Annotated in this window: 16 protein-coding genes; 9 read left to right on the forward strand and 7 right to left on the reverse strand. The window is 57.2% G+C overall.

Annotation, left to right across the window (positions count from 1 at the left end):
* Positions 1–39: 39 nt before the first annotated feature.
* On the reverse strand, positions 40–1,557 hold the full coding sequence (locus ACT3TY_RS05920; RefSeq protein WP_444627622.1) for a leucyl aminopeptidase: 1,518 nt from the start codon (positions 1,555–1,557) through the stop codon (positions 40–42).
* Between the two features lie 122 nt (positions 1,558–1,679).
* Here ACT3TY_RS05920 and lptF point away from each other — a divergent pair, with 122 nt between their 5' ends.
* From lptF to bfr, 5 genes are all read left to right on the forward strand, one after another.
* Positions 1,680–2,753, forward strand: a complete 1,074-nt coding sequence (gene lptF / locus ACT3TY_RS05925; protein ID WP_087109935.1) for an LPS export ABC transporter permease LptF — start codon at positions 1,680–1,682, stop codon at positions 2,751–2,753.
* Complete coding sequence (gene lptG, locus ACT3TY_RS05930) at positions 2,753–3,817, forward strand: LPS export ABC transporter permease LptG (RefSeq protein WP_444627623.1); 1,065 nt, start codon at positions 2,753–2,755, stop codon at positions 3,815–3,817. The genes lptF and lptG overlap by 1 nt, the downstream gene beginning before the upstream one ends.
* 4 nt (positions 3,818–3,821) lie before the next feature.
* Positions 3,822–4,274 (forward strand): RDD family protein, encoded by a 453-nt coding sequence (locus ACT3TY_RS05935; RefSeq protein WP_444627625.1) that lies wholly within the window; start codon positions 3,822–3,824, stop codon positions 4,272–4,274.
* A gap of 201 nt (positions 4,275–4,475) precedes the next feature.
* Complete coding sequence (locus ACT3TY_RS05940) at positions 4,476–4,682, forward strand: bacterioferritin-associated ferredoxin (RefSeq protein ID WP_087109929.1); 207 nt, start codon at positions 4,476–4,478, stop codon at positions 4,680–4,682.
* A 180-nt stretch (positions 4,683–4,862) separates the two neighbouring features.
* The gene (gene bfr, locus ACT3TY_RS05945; protein ID WP_172118571.1) at positions 4,863–5,348 is read left to right on the forward strand and encodes a bacterioferritin; all 486 of its coding nucleotides are present in this window, start codon (positions 4,863–4,865) and stop codon (positions 5,346–5,348) included.
* 89 nt (positions 5,349–5,437) lie between these two features.
* On the opposite strand, the gene ACT3TY_RS05950 is transcribed toward bfr, so the two are convergent.
* From ACT3TY_RS05950 to sodC, 6 genes are all read right to left on the reverse strand, one after another.
* Positions 5,438–7,201, reverse strand: a complete 1,764-nt coding sequence (locus ACT3TY_RS05950) for an ABC transporter permease subunit (RefSeq protein ID WP_444627626.1) — start codon at positions 7,199–7,201, stop codon at positions 5,438–5,440.
* Positions 7,202–7,214: 13 nt separating this feature from the next.
* Positions 7,215–8,735 carry an ABC transporter substrate-binding protein gene (locus tag ACT3TY_RS05955; protein WP_444627627.1) on the reverse strand — a complete coding sequence of 507 codons (1,521 nt, stop codon included), beginning with the start codon at positions 8,733–8,735 and terminating at the stop codon, positions 7,215–7,217.
* A gap of 126 nt (positions 8,736–8,861) precedes the next feature.
* Complete coding sequence (locus ACT3TY_RS05960; protein WP_444627629.1) at positions 8,862–9,737, reverse strand: ABC transporter ATP-binding protein; 876 nt, start codon at positions 9,735–9,737, stop codon at positions 8,862–8,864.
* Positions 9,738–10,577: an ATP-binding cassette domain-containing protein gene (locus ACT3TY_RS05965; protein WP_444627631.1), complete on the reverse strand. Its 840-nt coding sequence runs from the start codon at positions 10,575–10,577 to the stop codon at positions 9,738–9,740. It abuts the gene before it with no gap.
* Positions 10,578–10,803: 226 nt separating this feature from the next.
* A complete protein-coding gene (locus tag ACT3TY_RS05970; protein ID WP_444627633.1) occupies positions 10,804–12,267 on the reverse strand; it encodes a carbon starvation CstA family protein in 1,464 nt (487 codons plus the stop codon).
* A gap of 201 nt (positions 12,268–12,468) precedes the next feature.
* Positions 12,469–13,017 carry a superoxide dismutase family protein gene (sodC, locus tag ACT3TY_RS05975; RefSeq protein ID WP_172118576.1) on the reverse strand — a complete coding sequence of 183 codons (549 nt, stop codon included), beginning with the start codon at positions 13,015–13,017 and terminating at the stop codon, positions 12,469–12,471.
* A 171-nt stretch (positions 13,018–13,188) separates the two neighbouring features.
* Between sodC and ACT3TY_RS05980 the strand changes: the two genes are divergently transcribed.
* The 4 genes from ACT3TY_RS05980 to ACT3TY_RS05995 all read left to right on the forward strand — a co-directional run bounded on the left by ACT3TY_RS05980 (position 13,189) and on the right by ACT3TY_RS05995 (position 17,237).
* Positions 13,189–13,962: a pseudouridine synthase gene (locus ACT3TY_RS05980; RefSeq protein WP_193056466.1), complete on the forward strand. Its 774-nt coding sequence runs from the start codon at positions 13,189–13,191 to the stop codon at positions 13,960–13,962.
* Positions 13,963–13,974: 12 nt separating this feature from the next.
* Positions 13,975–14,913: a tRNA cyclic N6-threonylcarbamoyladenosine(37) synthase TcdA gene (tcdA, locus tag ACT3TY_RS05985; RefSeq protein WP_444627634.1), complete on the forward strand. Its 939-nt coding sequence runs from the start codon at positions 13,975–13,977 to the stop codon at positions 14,911–14,913.
* Complete coding sequence (locus ACT3TY_RS05990) at positions 14,910–15,128, forward strand: DUF1653 domain-containing protein (RefSeq protein ID WP_441677930.1); 219 nt, start codon at positions 14,910–14,912, stop codon at positions 15,126–15,128. Before tcdA ends, ACT3TY_RS05990 begins: the two co-directional genes overlap by 4 nt.
* A gap of 144 nt (positions 15,129–15,272) precedes the next feature.
* A complete protein-coding gene (locus ACT3TY_RS05995; RefSeq protein ID WP_444627635.1) occupies positions 15,273–17,237 on the forward strand; it encodes a type VI secretion system Vgr family protein in 1,965 nt (654 codons plus the stop codon).
* The last annotated feature ends 1 nt before the right edge of the window (position 17,238 follow it).

The raw sequence follows: 17,238 nt of genomic DNA on the forward strand, positions 1-17,238 counted from the left end.
GGCACTCAAAGGCAACCATTGAGCGCACGATCTGTGCGATTAGTTGGCGCTGATTTCTACCTGGCCGTCGGCTTCACGGTCTAGCAGGTACTGGGAAAGCAGGCCAACCGGGCGGCCGGTGGCGCCTTTCTGTTTGCCCGAGTGCCAAGCGGTACCGGCGATATCCAAGTGCGCCCATGGGAAATGGTCGGCAAAGCGCGATAAAAAGCACGCGGCGGTAATCGTACCTGCCGGGCGCCCGCCGATATTGGCCAGGTCCGCAAAGTTGGATTCCAACTGCTCCTGGTACTCATCCCACAAGGGTAAATGCCAGGCGCGGTCCCAGGAAGCTTCACCGGCCTCCAGCAAATCGAGCGCCAGGTCGTCATCGTTGGAGAGCAGGCCCGTCGCGTGGTGGCCCAGGCCAACAATTACCGCGCCTGTTAGCGTGGCGATATCGACAACGCTTGCTGGTTTAAAGCGCTCGGCGTAGGTCAGTGCGTCGCAAAGTACCAAGCGGCCCTCGGCATCAGTATTAAGCACTTCAACCGTTAGACCTTTCAGCGTTTTAATAATATCGCCAGGCTTGGTGGCAAGGCCATCGGGCATGTTTTCTGCGGCGGCGACAATAAAGACCAAATTGAGCCTGGGCTTGAGCGTAAGCATGGTCTTCACGGTGCCGAATACGCTGGCGGCGCCGCACATGTCGAATTTCATTTCGTCCATGCCTTCGCCGGGTTTCAGAGAAATGCCGCCGGTATCAAACGTGATCCCTTTGCCTACCAGGACGTGGGGGGCTTCTTCACGCTCCGTCGCACCGTTGTACTTCATGACAATCAAGCGCGTAGGTTCGTGGCTGCCTCGGCCAACCGACAGTAGTGAGCCAGCGCCGAGGGCATCCAGCGCCTCTTCGTCGAGAATATCCACCTCTAACGCGCCGTTGGATGTCTTGCCCAACTGCTCGGCCTGTTGGGCAAGGTAGCTTGGCGTGCACACATTGCCAGGTAAATTGCCCAACGTACGGGCGTAGTTGATGCCTTGGCCAATTGCTGCGCCAATCTGGGCGCCTTGCTGGGTAAGCGTCGCGTTTTCAGGCTCGCTAAAAAGCGTGAGTGCGTTAAGGCGCGCTAAAGGCGCTGGCTGCGACTTAAACTGGTCAAAGCGGTAAACCGCGCGCTCCGCGGCCTCCAGTACCTTGCGCGCTTTCCAGCTGCTGTCGCGGCTTTCAAGAGGAACATCATTAAATGCGATGCTTGCTTCATCTGCTGGCAGCTTGGTCAGCGCCACCATGGCCGCATCCAGCGCTTTTAAAAAGGCGCCTTCCTGGCACTTTTCGCGCTCTCCGAGGCCTACTAACAAAAGCCGTTCTGCGCAAAGCCCCGGCGCGAAAGGAATCATCTGTACGTTGCCAAGAGTAGGATCGAAATCGCCGCGCTCAAGCAACTGACCGATTAAACGTTCACTGGCGTCGTCCAGGCTGGCGGCCGTGGGCAACAAGTCGCTACCTTTAAACATGGGGATGACGAGACAAGCCGTTTCGGTTTTGGCCGGATTGGCGGTCTGAACGGAAAATTCCATAACGTCTCCAACAAGACAAGCATCGAGGGATTCGGGATAATGCCCCGTACTGGGTGTTGGGTTAGTGTACCCAAGCCATGGGCGCATTGCATGGCATCCTGCACGATTAGCCGGAGAGGGCATTGATTTTATTTCGGTACTTAACTCGCGAAGTGTTACTCACCATGTCGGCTGTGGCAGGTATCTTGCTGCTGGTCATTATGGGCAGTCGTTTTATTCGTTACTTCTCTGACGCGGCGGAGGGAGATATCCCCGTTACCATTCTGGGTAGCTTGATGGTGTTTCACCTACCTGGCTTTATGGAACTGGTGCTGCCGCTCGCGTTCTTTCTGGGCATCCTGCTGGCCTATGGCCAAATGTACATGAACAGCGAAATCACCGTGATGGTGGCCTGTGGCATGAGCCCTCTGCGGCTGTTGCGAGTAACGTTGCTGCCCGCCTCGGTAGTGGCGGTGCTGGTGGGCTTTTGTAGCTTGTGGCTAACCCCCGCTGGGGCGTTGCAAACGGCAGCGACGCTTGAAGAGCAGCGCAGCCGGTTGGATGTATCGGTACTGGCGCCCGGGCGATTCCAGGATTTCGGTGGTGGGCGTACCGCTTATATCAGCGATTTCAGCAGCGATGGCACCGAGATGCAGGAGGTGTTGGTTCATGAACGGCCTAATACAGAAAATCCACATAGCTTTGTTACTCGGGCCGGTTCGGGGTATCAGGAAACGCGCGTTGAAACGGGCAGCCGCTTTTTAATATTGGAAAATGGCGAGCGTTACGGTGTAGTGCCGGGTCAGCAGGATGCTCAACGGCTAACGTTTGAACGCTATACGATGCGCCTGGGGTTAAGTCGCGGCCTTCAGGAGTTTGATTCTATTGAGTACGCTACCACCGCGGCGCTTTGGGATGATCCTAACCCACGCGCCCAGGCGCAGTTTCAGTGGCGTACCGGCTTGCCGTTCATGGTCTTTGTATTAGCGCTCATCGCCCAGCCGCTTTCTCGGGTGAACCCACGCCAGGGCCGGTTTGCCAAGCTACTACCGGCGGTATTTTTGTATGTGGCTTATTTGAGCTTACTGCTTGCAGCGGTCGATGCGATTGGCAGTGGAAAGCTCTCGCCATTGGTTGGCGTTTGGCCCGTGCATCTCTTGTTTTTAGGCCTCGGCTTGCTGCTTTTGTGGCGCTCACAACGTAAGGGGATGCGCTAATGCTGGCTGATCGTCTGGATCGTTACATCGCTCGCAACGTGCTGGGGGCAATTATCGTTGTGCAGTTTGTCCTGCTGGGGCTGGATATCACCATTGCCTACATTGGCGACCTGAGCGACGTACAAGGGGATTTTACCGCGTTTGATGTGTTTCTCTATCTACTGATGCGCGTGCCTTGGCGGTTTTATCAATACGCGCCCGTAGCGGTACTGATAGGCGCGCTCATTGGCTTGGGAAGTATGGCTTCCAGCAACGAGTTGACCGTGATGCGTGCTTCAGGTCGTTCGCTGGCGCGCATCGTTTGGGGCGTGATGAAACCGGTGTTGCTGGTGGTTGTGGCCGTGCTACTGGTTGCTGAGTTTGTAAGCCCGCGCACCGAGCAGTTTGCCGAAGCGTGGCGGCTTGAGCAGCGCCAGGGGGAAAGCGCTCAACCCGCCAGCCGTAGCGGCTGGCAGTTTGAAGGCGACAGCGTTTACCGATTTGGTGCCATACGGGCCGATGAGGTCGTGCTTGATTTAACCCGTTACCGGTTTGATGGGCGCCGCCTGGTGGAAGCCACCCACGCTGACCGGGCGCACTGGGAAGAGGGCGCTTGGCGGCTTGCAAACATCACCACGACACGTATCTATGATGACCGCACTGAATCCGACTATCAGGCCAGTGCTGTTTGGGAAACACAGATTACGCCGGTGCAGTTAGAGCGGCTGCTGCGCTCGGTCGATAGTCAGGCACCCAGCGAGCTATGGGCGTATTCACGCTACCTTCAAGAGCAAGGCTTAACGGCGGATCAACCGCTGTTGTACTTTTGGCAAAAAGTCTTAATGCCCCTCACCATGGGATCGCTGGTATTGATAGCGGCGTCCTTTGTGTTTGGCCCGCTGCGTACTGTAGCGGCAGGGACTCGCGTCTTTTATGGCGTCGTGACCGGGCTGTCATTTAAATATATGCAGGATCTGCTTGCGCCTGCGTCGACGATCTTTGGGTTTTCGCCCGTATGGGCAGTGCTGGTGCCAACACTCGCCTGCGCTGCTGTTGGGGTTTACTTCCTGCGCCGTAATGGCTGACGTCATGGGCGCTGGTTTAGGTCGCCGCCTGGGCGCTCTGCTCTACGACAGCGTGTTGGTGGTGGCGCTTTGGCTGATTGTAACCATTGTCCATCTGGCTTTTTTTCGACTGGTGTTGGGGCAGCCCGTTGAAGCCGTGGGTGCTTCTGCGCTATCGGTTTGGAGCCTGCGCGCGCTGTTACTGGTCTCCGTCACTTTTTTCTTCTGCTTTTTCTGGTCTCGTAGCGGCATGACGCTGGGTATGCAGGCATGGCACCTGCGCGTGCAAGCACCGAACGGGCAAAAAATCACCCTTAAGCAAGGCCTTGTTCGCTGTGTCACGGCTTGGCTTTCGCTGGCGGCGCTGGGCACGGGCTATGGGTGGGTGCTTGTCGATAAGCAACGGCGCAGTTGGCCAGATATCGCCTCTCATACCTGCACGGTAATAGTACCGAAACGCCAGAAAACCTCTGACTAACGAGTGTGCTCATTACGTTAATCAGAGGTTTCCGTTGGCAAAAGTCGTATTAGGTTTTACACAACTAAATAACTAACAAGCTGAATTGAATAATAAAAGCTAGATGCTAAGGGCAATCACTGCTAAAGAGCATCTGTTTTTACTTGCAAAGATGTATGCGAATCATTTACATTCACCTCATGTGATTAATGAGGTGTCGCCATGTACGTTTGTGTGTGCAAGGGAGTAACCGATCATCAGATACGTCAGCAAGTGAGCGACGGAGCGCGCAGCTGGCGAGAAGTACGTGAAGCCACCGGCTGTGCGACCCAGTGCGGCAAGTGCGCTTGTATGGCTAAATCGCTAACGCGTGAAGCGGTACAAAATGCCCGTTTGGAAGCCGATATGAGTCTCGCTTACGCCGTATGACGCGAATCACTCTTGTTAGAGTTATCGTTAGCAAATAACTGATTTGTTTGAATTTTTTGATCTCTTCTTTATACTCTCAGAAAGCTGGGAGTATGCCTTTGCGTGGCCTATACTCCTTTGTTAACGTAACTGTTTGATTGCTTAGATGAACTCTCAGCATTACAACGAAAAGGTGACGTCATGAAAGGTGATCCCCAGGTAATTCAGCATCTCAACAAAGCGTTAGGCAACGAGCTTATCGCTATCAATCAGTACTTCTTGCACGCCAAGATGTACAAGGATTGGGGCCTAAAAGCACTCGCCAAATGGGAATATGACGAGTCCATTGAAGAGATGCAGCACGCCGATAAGCTAATTGAGCGCATCCTGTTCCTGGAAGGTATTCCTAACCTTCAGGACTTGGGCAAGCTGCACATTGGCGAAAACGTTAAAGAGATGCTCGAAAGCGATCTGCGTATTGAGCACGACGGCCGTAACGACTACATCGAAGCCATCACGTATTGTGAAAGCGTTAAAGACTACGTTTCACGTGATTTGCTGCGTGATCTGCTCGCCGATGAAGAAGAGCACATTGACCATATCGAAACCGAGTTGAAGTTGATTGAGCAGGTCGGTATTCAGAACTACATGCTGCGCCAAATGCAGCTGGCGGGCGACCACGAGTAAGCGCTAGCCCAGCACTTATTGACGACCGCTCACAAAAATGCCCCCGACAGTGTCGGGGGCATTTTTTTGCCTGTCATGAGTGCTATTGCCTAACGGGCGGGCTTGCTTGCCCCCACAAAACTTGAAAGCGATACCGCCAGTACCGAGAGCAGCACCAGCGCCAGCGCAGGAATCAGCACCGCCCAGGGCGCACGCTCAATGTACGGCATACCTTCTGCCAGCACTAACCCCCACTCTGGCGAAGGTGGCCGTGGCCCCAGACCCAAAAAGCCCAGTGCCGCAAGCGCCAGCGCAACCCCAGGCAAGCGCAGCATGGCGTGGCGAAATACCGGGCCAATCACCGCAGGAAGAATATAGCGGCCCATCAAGCGCAGTTGCCCCACTCCTAGAAGGGGCGTTATGCGCACGTGAGGCTGGGCTTTTGCCTCGGCGACCAGCGCTGCTGTATGCGCCGCCAAGGGTGCCCAGGCCACCGCGGTAACCGCAATAACGGCGCCGCTGGTGCTGGGTCCCATCAAACCGGCCACGATAAGACCCGCAATGGTGGGCGGCGTTGCCTTGGTAATCTCTATGGGGCCGGTGGCAAGCTTGGGTGCTAGGCCAATCAAGAGCCCCAGAATCAGCGTGAAAAATACTACCGCAACCGCCATGCCAATCGTGGAGAGCGCGCCATGGGCCACGCGGGCCAGAATATCGCGCCCAGTGCCGTCCGCGCCTAGCGGCAAGCCAAGGCTGGGTGTTTCCAGGCGCATAAAGGCCGAACTAAACGGATCTCGAGTAATGCCTGCAATCACTAGCACACACAGCAGAAGAACCGCGACGCTCGGGACGATCCACGCTCGCCGCGATACGCTTTGCTCGGTGTGGGTCACGGGCAGAGCGCCCAGCCGAAATGTCCGGCCGAGCAGCAGCGCGCGGCCAATATTGGCAAGGCTGCCCAGCACAATCGCAATCACCAGCAGAATAAGAATGCCGGTTTGCAGTGCAGGCATGTCCTGGGCTGATGCCGCTCCCAGCGTTGCCCGGCCAAGGCCCGGAATCGAAAACACCTGCTCGACGGCTATCGCACCGCCGGTTAGGCCGACCATGACCATACCCACTTGGGGCATAAGGCTTGGCAGCGTACGGCGCAGAACGGAGAGCGTAATACGGCGATGAGAGAAGCCCGCCACACTCCAGGTGGCCACCCAACGCTCGGTAAAGGTGGCCGAGAGGCCATCGCTGAACAAGCGGCCCAGCAGCCCGCCTGCGGGAAGCCCCAGCGCCAATGCGGGAAGCACCGCGTAGCTCAAACCGCGCCAACCATAGGGCGGCAACCAGTTAAGCCAGGCGGCAAACACCACCAGCAGCAGCGAGGCGAGGAGAAACTCCGGCAGGGCCGTTAATGCCGCGCCCACGGTGCCAGGCGAGCGGCTAATCTGGCCACGCAAACCCTGCCGCACCACTGGCAGGCAAATAAGCGTTGCGGTGACCACCGCCACCAGCATGGCAAAGCTCATTAGCAGCAAGGATACCTGTGCGCTTTTTAGCAGGCCGGGCAGCACCGGCGCGCCTGAAATCCATGAGTTACCTGCATCACCCTGCAAAAGCCCCAGCAGCCAGTGCTTCAGCATCTCCAGCGGCCCGGATTCCAGACCCAGCTGAGCACGAATGGCCGCCAGTGCTTCTGGTGTTGCCTCCTGTTCGGCAGAACGCGCCCGCAAGATGCTGAGCGCCGGGTCGCGGCCTGAAAGCCAAGGCAGTAGCCCCATCAGAACCACAACGCCTGCCAGCGTCACTAGGCGTGACAACAGGGGAATAAACGGCTCGATGCGTAAGCGGCGCCACAGGGGCTGTGATGTTGCGTTAATCATGCGTGGCGCGCCTTCAGGACTCACTATCAGTATCGATAGCGGTTTTTTCGGTGATCAGCATGCGCTCACGTGGGTCGCGTTCGGCGTTGCTAACCCGTGCCGATTCCCCCTGAATGACCCGCTCGTGGAGCATCGGGATCGCCGCATCGGTGCGCAGAATAGCGGCTTCAGCGTCGATAATCGCTTGGCGGCGTGCTTCACCGGTGGGCTGCTGTGAAGCGTTGGCAAGCGCCTCATCAACGGCCGGGTCGCAAAGCTGGGCGATATTGAAAGAGCCTTCGCAGGCGAAGTCGCTGTACATGTAGGCCACCGGGTCGCCCGAATCCAGCACGGTGGCACGCGACAGGATAAAGGCGTCAAACTCACCGGCTAACGCGTCGGACTCAATATGCGCGTACTCGCGTACTTCCTGCGTCACCTTGAAGCCAGCCTGGGTCAACTGCTGCTCAAGCAGGACGGCGACTTCCGGCAGCTCAGCGCGATCAGTAAAGGTCGCCAGAGTGATTTCGACGCCCTCTGGTGCGGTAGGCGTGGCACGGTCACCTATTGAGGTGCGGTGTTCGCTTGCCCAGGCCAGTGCCGGACCCAGTAGACCTTCGGCAATATCGGCACGACCTTCGTAAACGGTCTTCACAATGGCGGCACGATCAATCGCTTCACGCGCGGCCGCTCGCAAGCCGGGGTCCGCCATGGGGCCTGATTGGGTATTCAGATACAGCGTGTTGGTGCGCGGCATGGGCACTTCGTGCACCAGCGCCTGGTCCAGCAGCGCCACTTGCGATACCGGAATGGCTTCTACCACATCGGCGGTGCCGGTTCTCAGGGCAGCGGCGCGCGCCGTACCGTCGGAGACATAATCCGCATCAATACCAGCAATGGCGGCGGGCTCGCCCCAGTAATCATCAAACCGGTCGAGCGTGGCGCTGGTGGTGCCATTGATCTCTTTCAAAACAAAAGGGCCGGTGCCTACTTCGATGGGATTCACTCGGCCATCGTCGCCATAGGCGCTAGCGGCTAGAATCGCCAGCTGCGGGCTGGAAAGCCGGTTGGCAATTAGTGGGTCGGCTTTCTCGGTACGCACCAGCACGGCATTGTCGCCATCGGCTTCAATGGTCATGTTAACGCCGTCCAGAATACGCGGCTTGGGGGCCGCTTGAGTGGCGGCTGTCAGGGAATTCACGACGTCGTTGGCGGTCAGCTCGGTGCCGTCGTGGAAAACCACACCGTCACGAATCACAAAGCGCCACGTTTGATCGTCCACTTGCTCCCACTCGGTCGCCAGGAACGGCTGCGGGTCACTGTTGGTATCCAGACGAACCAGAGTTTCAGCGTTACTCCAGCGCGATAGTTTAAACGCGTCGTCGGATAACGGACTCAACCCTGAACGCGGCGGCTGAAGCATCGCGACGCTAATTCGCTCGTCGGCGTCTGGTGAGGCAGAGGTTTCATCACGCTGGTTATCAAAGCAGCCAGCGAGTAGAAAAGGCGCGGCCAGGACAGCGGGTAACGATAGGCGAAGTGTGTGGCGTAGCATTGGGGAGTCTCCATGTCAGGAACAGAAGTAGACGTTAAAAACAGCCGCCAAACGTTCGTAAGCAAACGCTTAGACGCCATGTTGGCGAAACGGGTTTTAGTCGCGGATAGGTTGTTTATAAGCCCGCTATAAAAGCGCCCCCACGTCCGCCGGATGACAGTGCGGGTAAGCGCAGGTAGGCAGTTGAGAGACGGCCTTGATCAAATCAAGCGTGATGGGGTGGCGAGGTGTGCGCCAAAGCTCAGAGGTAGGACGGTCTTCAACAACCCTGCCGTTATCCATTACCAGGGTGCGCTTGCAAAGGCTGGCGACCACGGATAAATCGTGGGACACCATCAGCAGGCCTGTACCGTTCTCATCGCAAAGCCGCTTCAGAACGTTAATCACCTGGGCGCGCACTGGCAGGTCAAGCCCGCTAAGCGGCTCGTCGGCCAGTAAAAAACGCGGGCGGGGAGCGATGGCTCGGGCAATGGCTACCCGCTGCGCCTGGCCGCCGGAAAGCTCATGGGGTTTGCGGTCCAGAAATGCAGTGCCCAACCCCACGTGCTCAAGCGCTTCCTGGGCGCGCTCAATCGGGTCGCACTTCACCTGAAGGCGAATCAGCGGCTCAGCAACCAGTGCGCGCACGCTCATTCGCGGGTCAAGCGAAGAAGCCGGGTCCTGGGGAATATACTGAACCGCTTGGCGGTACCAGCGCAGGCGGGCCGTGGACGCGGGGCGCACTACTTTATGTTGGCAGGTAATTGACCCACTATCAGGCGCTTCAATCGCCAGCAGCGAGCGCAACAAGGTAGTTTTTCCCGAGCCGGACAAGCCCACCAGTCCCACGCGTTCTCCGGGGTAAAGTGTAAGGTCAACATTGTTGATGATGTGCTTACGCTCACCTGCTCGCCAAAACACCTCACGCGGCAGCGTGACGCTTTTATTAAGCCCGCGTGCCGATATAAATGCTTCTCTACCCACGAGTGCTTCCTGACGACTAAACGGTAGGGGGCTTTGCATCTAGGCGCTCTTTAAGTAATCAACGGATAGAGGTTCGGTCACGCTCGTGAACTGGGCTGGCTGTACGCTATGCGCAGCGGCCACCAACTCTTGAGTAAAGCGGTGTTGCGGGGCGGTAATCAGGGTATCCAGCTCACCGCTTTCAATCATGACGCCGCGCTCAATAATCACAGCGCGTTGGCACAGCTGAGCAGCGGCGTGAAGATCGTGAGTGATAAACAGCAGAGACGTGGCCGTTTTACCGGTATGTTCGCGCAGGGCGCGGAGTACCTGCGTTTGGGTGACGACATCCAGTGCGGTCGTAGGCTCATCAGCAACGAGCAACGAGGTTTTACAGGCCATGGCAAGCGCGATACACACGCGCTGGCGCTGGCCGCCGGAAAGCTCGGCGGGCGTGCGTTTTATCAACCGCTGTGGGTCAGGAAGCCCCATGGCTTCCAGTAACGCAATAACGGCCTGCATGGCCGCTTTACGCGATAAGCCGTGGTGGCGCGTGAAGGGCTCGCGCAGCTGGGAGCCGATAGTCACCAGCGGGTTGAGCGCCGAAAGCGAATCCTGAAACACCATGGATACGCGGGTTTCATTGCGCCGTTGTGCAGCAGGGGTGTGAATAACGTCCTGGCCAAGAAGGCGAATGCTTCCCTGTACCTGAGCATTAGGCGGTAAAAGCCCTAACACCGCTTTCGCGGTAAATGATTTCCCCGACCCTGATGCGCCCAATAGGCATACGCGCTCATCGGCCATCACGTCAAAGGAGAGGCCATCAACCACCGGCTGTTGGTCAATTTGAATGCGCAGATTACGCACGGATAAAACGGGGTCGCTGCACATTGCCAACATCTCAAATCAGGCCATTAAATCGCTATTAATGGTTATGATATAACGTTTTCTATGAGGTCGACAATATGCCGTAATAAAATCCGGGGGCAGAGGAAGAGAGTAATAGAAAGAGCAGGCGTGGGAGTGATGAAAAATGTAGCAGAGATGACAAAAGGATAGGCATAAAAAAGCGCTGACGGTGCAGCGCTTAATGCATACCGGGCAGCAGGCTGCCCGGGGGATGGATTTATTTGGAGGAGGTCGCGAGAACGTCTTCGCTAAAGTTCGTGGCAGGCTCATCGACCGTAAAGGTCGCGCGGCTTAAACGACGTACACGCTTCATAAACAGGGCGATGCACACCAGCGTACCCATTGCCGCCACCACATAGCTCACCTGCAGCGACAGGCCAAAACCAATGGGCGCATAGGCGATATAGGTAAAGGTGGCCATGGTCATGAAGACCGCCGGAATCGACGTAATCAGGTACGGTTTGCGCGATAGCACCAGATACATCGTGGCGACCCATAGTGCAATCACGGCGGTGGTCTGGTTTGCCCAAGAGAAGTAGCGCCACAGTAGCGTGAAGTCCATGTGGGTGAGTGCGTACGACACGACAAACAGAGGTACGGCAATCAGCAGACGCTTAACGATCGGGCGTTGATCAATTTTCAGGTAGTCGGCAATGATCATGCGTGCGCTACGAAACGCGGTGTCGCCAGAGGTGATCGGAAGAACGATAACGCCCAGTATCGCTAGCGTGCCGCCTACGGCGCCAAGCATAGTAGTGGACACTTCGCTTACCACGGCCGCAGGGCCGCCCGCCGCCAAAACGTCAGAAAGGCTTTGGTCACCGTGGAACAGGCTCATGGCTGCTGCTGCCCAGATCATGGCGATAATGCCTTCGGTGATCATCATGCCGTAAAAGATTTTGCGCCCGCTGGTTTCGTTTTCCGTTGTGCGCGAAATAATGGGCGTTTGCGTGGCATGAAAGCCCGAAAGCGCGCCGCAAGAAATCGTTAAAAACAGTAACGGGAAGATAGGTGCGCCTTCCGGATGCATATTCTGGAACGAAAGCTCAGGAATCGGTGCGCCCGTCACGATCATGCCAATGCCGATACCCGCCGCGCTGAACAGTAACAGCGCACCAAAGTAGGGGTAGATGCGGCCGATCACCTTATCAATCGGTAGCAGTGTCGCAATCAGGTAGTAGACAAAAATCGCCATAATAATCAGGGTAAGTGATATCGGCGTCATATTGTCCAGCAGCGCGGCGGGGGAGGTGACAAATACGGTACCCACCAGCAGCAGTAGTAAAATCGCAAAGCCATTAACCACGTGCTTCATGACTTTACCCAGGAACTTGCCCGCCAGTTGAGGCAGGTGAGCGCCGTGGTTGCGAATCGAGATCATGCCCGTTAGATAATCATGCACCGCACCGGCAAAAATACACCCAACCACGATCCAAACGAAGGCGACCGGACCGTAAAGTGCGCCAAGAATAGGGCCAAAAATGGGCCCGACACCGGCAATATTAAGAAGTTGGATAAGCGAGTTACGCGTTGTGTTCATCGGTACGTAGTCGATGTTGTCACGCATACTATAGGCAGGCGTTTGACGCTTGCGATCAGTGACAAAGACCCGTTCAACGAATTTACCGTAGGTAAAATAACCCACGATTAACAGCAGTATCGAGACGATAAAGGTAATCATGTTGGGCACTCAGTGGTCAGGGGATAGTGAAAGACGACAGATGAAAAATCAGCTAGGGCGCTGATTAGTTGGCAGAATGTACAGTGTCGTTAAGCAAACCGCTTTAAGACTTTAGTGGCCCACTGAGCGTAATGACACACATCAATATGAAAACGGGCAGCCTTAGGCTGCCCGGTCATCTTCTTGCGTAACGTAAGCGCGTTATGAAGGTGTCACACCGCAGAGCATGCGCGCACCACCGCCACCCAAGTGTGGCTCGTCTTCATACGTGTCGCCGCCCTCATGAATAATCAGGGCGCGGTCTGTTATGTCGTCCATGCTCAGCCGAGGTGCCAGCACGGGCAGGTTCGCTTCCCCATCGTCGTTGACGGTCAGTACCGGCAGGTCACCCAAGTGGCCTTCGCCATAAGGACCCTGGTGGGTATCGGTATTGTCCGGGTCATAGTGACCGCCGGCGGCCTGGGCAGCGGTCATTTCGCCGTCATCGTTTTCGGCCGGTTCGCAGCTGGGGTTCTGGTGCAGGTGGAAACCATAAATACCTGGCTCTAGGCCGGTGATGGAGGGCGTCAATAACACGCCTCCGAGTTCGGAGCTTTCAATCGTCACGGTACCGAGCGCATCGTTTACACCTTCGGACGTTACCTCGTGCATATTCACTTCAAGCGATTCGCTCTCATTGGTTTGAGCACTAGCGGTAGTGGCCAGTAGCAGGGCTGCGGCGATACCGGTGAGCGGAGCTGAATAACGCATGGTTCGTTCTCCTTTCCTGTTCCGTGGAAGCCCCCGAAGGGGTGCCTTTACAAGGTAGTTGCCGAGTTCCCATGTTGCCAACGCTGGCTGGCTAGCTTTAACCTAACGTTACGGATGACATCAGCCTGCCCAGCCGCGACAATAGCGCCTCGTTTTTACCCAGGAAGTGCTATGTTGCCGCTTAGAATCCTCTATCAGGATGAGCACCTTGTCGCCGTGCATAAGCCCGCCGGGCTTTTAGTACACCGCTCGGCGCTGGCACGGGGTGAAACGCAGTTTTTGTTGCAGCAACTGCGTGATCAGATAGGCAAACGCGTTTATCCCGTGCACCGGCTGGACCGGCCGACGTCGGGCGTTATTGTGTTTGCCCTCTCCTCGACTGTCGCTGGGCTTTTAAGCGAAGCGTTTAGTGAACGCCAGGTCGAAAAGCGCTACCTGGCGGTGGTGCGTGGCAAAGCACCTGATGAGGCGCGTCTGGACTATCCGCTACGTGAAGAGGATGGCTCGCGGCCTAAAGCAGAGATGCCTGCGATGCCCGCCATGACCGATATACGCCGCCTGGACAGTGTCGAGCTTCCCGTTCAGGTCGACCGCTACCCAGTAGCCCGTTATTCGCTTATGGAGGCGCGCCCGCTTACCGGGCGCCGCCATCAAATTCGCCGCCATTTATCCCGGCGCGGTTACCCCATCATTGGTGATGCCAAGCACGGTAAAAGCGTCCACAATCGCTTTTTTGCCGACCAACTGAATGCGCCACGCTTGTTGCTGGCGGCCACGCATTTAGCCTTTGATCACCCCGTGCTGGCTAAACGGGTTGCGCTAACCTGTGCCCTGGATGACACCATGACCGCCTTATTTCATCATTTAGGCTGGGCAGGCCACCTGCCGTTGGACAGCGTGCGAACTCCGCCGCTGACAGCGCCCTCTGCCCTTCAAACGCTTTAAAAAGAGCTTGCCATGTCTACTACGCCTTCACTTCCACCGGTTACCCCGGCAAGTGCTGAGCCAGCCTCTGCTGGCACGGCTTCTAACGATTATGCTTCTAACGAGCATGTTTCTAACGACCATGCTTCTAACGACCATGCTTCTAACGACTATGAGTTCCGTTTTGGCGGTATTCGGCGCCTTTACGGGCAGCGTGCGGCCACCGCGTTTCGCCAGGCGCATGTGGTGGTGGTGGGCGTAGGTGGCGTAGGTAGCTGGACAGTGGAGGCGCTGGCGCGCTCAGGTATCGGTAAGCTTACCTTGATTGACCTGGACGATGTGTGTGTCTCCAACGTCAACCGTCAACTGCACGCGTTGGATGGCACTATCGGTAAACCTAAAGTGGATGTGCTGGCTGAGCGTTGCCGCCTGATTGCGCCTGACATCGACATCGTCGCTGACACGGCATTTGTCACGCCCACGAACCTGGCCGAGCGCATTCCCGAGGACGCCGACCACGTGGTGGACGCTATCGACAGTGTTATCGCCAAGGCCGCGCTGATTGCCTGGTGCAAGCGGCGTAAAATCCCGATTACCGTGACCGGTGCCGCCGGTGGTCAGACCGACCCCACACGTATTCAAGTGGCCGACTTAACCCGTACCGAGCACGACCCGCTGTTATCCAAAGTGCGCTCGCGCCTGCGCCGGGATTACAACTTCTCGCGCAACCCCAAGCGGCGCTTCTCAGTCGAGTGTGTTTACTCCGACGAGCAACTGGTGTATCCCGGTAGCGACGGTGAAGTGTGCCTGCAAAAGCCCGGCAGCGGTGACGCCACCCGGCTGGACTGCGCCTCGGGCTTTGGCGCCGCCACATTCGTCACCGGCACGTTCGGCTTTGTCGCAGCCTCCAAAGTGCTCGAACGCCTGGCTAAAAAAGCCAACCAGCCAGCCACTCAGAAGGAAAGCCAATGACCGCCCCCGTTCCCGGTATTTACCGCCACTATAAAGGCGCACTTTATGAAGTGGTTGGCACCGCCCACCACAGCGAAACCGAAGAGCCACTGGTGATCTACCGCGCCCTTTATGGGGAGTACGGTTTGTGGGTGCGCCCGCTTGAAATGTTTATGGAGACGGTTACTAAAGAGGGCCAGACCCAACCACGCTTTGCGCTTGAGAAGGCGTTTTAGTAAAAGTTAACTTTGGTTATGTAAGAGATATCTTACAAGCTTGTAAGACATTACCGCCACGTATTGGTCAGGCCTTGCTCTGTTGACCCTGGTCGCTATCCTCATCGCTCCTATTGACGAGATAACAATCCAGGGAGCGGCCGGATGGCAAATGGAAATGGTCTTTACTTCACTCTGACGCTTCCGGGCGAGAGCAGCGTGGCGGTGGTCGACTTCACCTATCGCGAGGCGCTCTCACAGCCTTTTGAACTGGTGCTCAACCTGGCCAGCCGTGATGGCAGCCTGGACGCCACCGAGATGCTGGATCGCAACGCTACGTTGACCATCTGGCAGTCGGGTGAAGCGCTACGCCAAGTGCACGGCATCATTAGTGAGTTTGCTCGCGGCGACCGTGGCCACCGCCGTACCTTTTACTCCCTGGTACTTCGCCCCGCCCTGTGGCGGCTTTCTTTGCGCCACAACTCGCGCATTTTTCAGAAACTTGACCCGGTCGCTATCATTACCACGCTGTGTAATGAGCGGGGCATCAGCGATGTCACCTTTACGCTAAACCGTGACCTCATCGAGCGTGAGTACTGTGTGCAGTACCGCGAAACCGACCTTGCCTTTATCGAACGCCTGGCTGCTGAAGAGGGGCTGTTCTACTTCCATACATTTGAAGCGGGTGCCCATCGTCTGGTATTCACGGATGATCCTAATTCACTAACTAATCTTGGCGAGCGCACCTACCATAACCGGGCTGGCGGCACCGCCCCCACGCGCCATGTGCGTAAACTGCGCCATACCGCTCGCGTGGCCAGCTCATCTGCCACACTGAAGGATTACACGTTCAAGAACCCCGGTTACGCGCAGTTGCACGAGCATCAAGGGCCGAATGTTGAACAGCACGGCCAACGGATGGATTACGAGCATTACGACTATCCCGGCCGCTATAAGCAGGATGCCTCTGGTAAGCCCTTCACCCGGATCCGCCTGGAGCACCTGCGGCGGGAGGCCGTGACCGCCGAGGCACAAAGCGATTTGCCCGAACTCGCCCCCGGCGTTCGTTTTACGCTGAGCGACCATGATGTGGAAAGCCTCAACCGTGATTGGCAGCTGATCGAGGTCATTCACCACGGTGAGCAGCCCCAGGCACTTGAAGAAGACAGCTTTACGGTAGGCGATTCCGCCGATATGACGCGCTACCACAACACCTTGGTACTGGGGCCAGGCGATGTCGCCTGGCGCGCCACGCCCAACCCCAAACCGCGTGTGGATGGCCCCCAGGTAGCCATGGTGGTCGGCCCGCCTGGGGAGGAGATTCACTGCGATGAGCATGGCCGCGTCAAAGTACAGTTCCCTTGGGACCGCTACGCCGAGCCTAACGAGAAAGCCAGCTGCTGGGTGCGCGTGTCACAAGGCTGGGCGGGCGGCGGCTACGGCAGTATCGCTATTCCCAGGATAGGGCATGAGGTAATTGTTTCGTGTCTTGAAGGTGATCCCGATCAGCCGTTGATTACCGGGCGCACCTACCACGCCGCCAATACCGCGCCGTATCCGCTGCCTGAACACAAGACCCGCACCGCGATCAAGACCCAGACCCACCAGGGCGAAGGCTTCAACGAGCTGTGCTTTGAAGACAAGGCGGGCGAAGAATTCATCTATATGCATGCCCAGAAGAACATGGAGCTGCATGTCCTGAACTCCCGCCAGAAGCGCGTCGAGTTCGATGATACCGCGACCATCGGCAACAACTCACACCTGGCGGTGGCCAAGGACCGCGTCGAGACCATCGATGGCAACCGCGATGTCACCGTACATACCAACCACACCGAGCAGATAGACGGCGACCGCGGCCTCACCGTGGGCGGCAGCTATCAGACCCATGCCAACGGCGATATCACCTTTAAAGCCGACGGCGAGCTGATTCTGGATGCCAGCAAGATCACGCTCGTGGCCGGTGGCGCGGCGCTGGTGGTATCAGGGGGCAGTGTCGATGTGACGCCGGTATTGAACGTGGGCTCGGCTTCGCCCAGTGCCGCAGCGCTACCGCCCATTCCTGCCGTGCTGGAAGCCGCCGCAGGGGAAGGCAGCCCGTTTGTTTCCCATTGCCCGCTGGAAGAGGCATGAC

This window comes from Halomonas sp. AOP22-C1-8, assembly GCF_052378905.1.
Classification (GTDB): domain Bacteria; phylum Pseudomonadota; class Gammaproteobacteria; order Pseudomonadales; family Halomonadaceae; genus Vreelandella; species Vreelandella citrativorans.

What these genes read in the sequence shown, in the direction of transcription:
- ACT3TY_RS05920 (WP_444627622.1), bottom strand. Translation starts at nt 1,557, where the DNA reads ATGGAATTTTCCGTTCAGACCGCCAATCCGGCCAAAACCGAAACGGCT.
- lptG (WP_444627623.1), top strand. Translation starts at nt 2,753, where the DNA reads ATGCTGGCTGATCGTCTGGATCGTTACATCGCTCGCAACGTGCTGGGG.
- ACT3TY_RS05935 (WP_444627625.1), top strand. Translation starts at nt 3,822, where the DNA reads ATGGGCGCTGGTTTAGGTCGCCGCCTGGGCGCTCTGCTCTACGACAGC.
- ACT3TY_RS05940 (WP_087109929.1), top strand. Translation starts at nt 4,476, where the DNA reads ATGTACGTTTGTGTGTGCAAGGGAGTAACCGATCATCAGATACGTCAG.
- bfr (WP_172118571.1), top strand. Translation starts at nt 4,863, where the DNA reads ATGAAAGGTGATCCCCAGGTAATTCAGCATCTCAACAAAGCGTTAGGC.
- ACT3TY_RS05950 (WP_444627626.1), bottom strand. Translation starts at nt 7,201, where the DNA reads ATGATTAACGCAACATCACAGCCCCTGTGGCGCCGCTTACGCATCGAG.
- ACT3TY_RS05955 (WP_444627627.1), bottom strand. Translation starts at nt 8,735, where the DNA reads ATGCTACGCCACACACTTCGCCTATCGTTACCCGCTGTCCTGGCCGCG.
- ACT3TY_RS05960 (WP_444627629.1), bottom strand. Translation starts at nt 9,737, where the DNA reads ATGCAAAGCCCCCTACCGTTTAGTCGTCAGGAAGCACTCGTGGGTAGA.
- ACT3TY_RS05965 (WP_444627631.1), bottom strand. Translation starts at nt 10,577, where the DNA reads ATGTTGGCAATGTGCAGCGACCCCGTTTTATCCGTGCGTAATCTGCGC.
- ACT3TY_RS05970 (WP_444627633.1), bottom strand. Translation starts at nt 12,267, where the DNA reads ATGATTACCTTTATCGTCTCGATACTGCTGTTAATCGTGGGTTATTTT.
- sodC (WP_172118576.1), bottom strand. Translation starts at nt 13,017, where the DNA reads ATGCGTTATTCAGCTCCGCTCACCGGTATCGCCGCAGCCCTGCTACTG.
- ACT3TY_RS05980 (WP_193056466.1), top strand. Translation starts at nt 13,189, where the DNA reads ATGTTGCCGCTTAGAATCCTCTATCAGGATGAGCACCTTGTCGCCGTG.
- tcdA (WP_444627634.1), top strand. Translation starts at nt 13,975, where the DNA reads ATGTCTACTACGCCTTCACTTCCACCGGTTACCCCGGCAAGTGCTGAG.
- ACT3TY_RS05990 (WP_441677930.1), top strand. Translation starts at nt 14,910, where the DNA reads ATGACCGCCCCCGTTCCCGGTATTTACCGCCACTATAAAGGCGCACTT.
- ACT3TY_RS05995 (WP_444627635.1), top strand. Translation starts at nt 15,273, where the DNA reads ATGGCAAATGGAAATGGTCTTTACTTCACTCTGACGCTTCCGGGCGAG.